Below are 488 nucleotides of genomic sequence, written 5' to 3'. Positions count from 1 at the left end.
CTCGACCTCCGTGCCGATCTCGGCATGGGTGACGTCGAGCCGTGCCAGCGCGATTGTCTTGCCGAGCACCGGCGAGCGCATGCCGGAGGTAACCACGCCGATCTGGGCGCGGCCGACATGGACGCAGTCGCCATGGCCAACCGGGATGTTGGCGTCGATGTCGAGGCCGACGAGCCTGTGCTGCGGATGCTCCTTGCGCCGGATCAGCGCGTCGCGGCCGATGAAGTCGTCGGCCTTGGTCTTCAGCGGCACGGTGAAGCCGATGCCGGCCTCGAACGGATCGGTCTGGTCGGAGAATTCGTAGCCGGCGAAGATCAGTCCGGCCTCGATGCGCACCATGTCGAGCGCCTGCAGGCCCATCGGCTTCAGCCCGTGCGGCTGGCCGGCTTCCCAGACGGCGTCGAACACTTTTTCGGCGTCGCGCGGATGGCACCAGATTTCATAGCCCAGCTCGCCCGTATAGCCGGTGCGCGAGACCACCACCGGCA

General features: G+C 67.2%; 1 protein-coding gene. It reads right to left on the bottom strand.

Translation table 11 applies throughout. The annotated features are described in order from the left end of the window. On the bottom strand, positions 1-488 hold a 488-nt coding region (locus EOA24_RS40655), incomplete at both ends, for an aminomethyltransferase family protein (protein ID WP_133375113.1).

This window comes from Mesorhizobium sp. M2A.F.Ca.ET.039.01.1.1 (assembly GCF_003998035.1).
Classification (GTDB): Bacteria; Pseudomonadota; Alphaproteobacteria; order Rhizobiales; family Rhizobiaceae; genus Mesorhizobium.
This window is presented reverse-complemented; position numbering and strand designations above follow the sequence as displayed.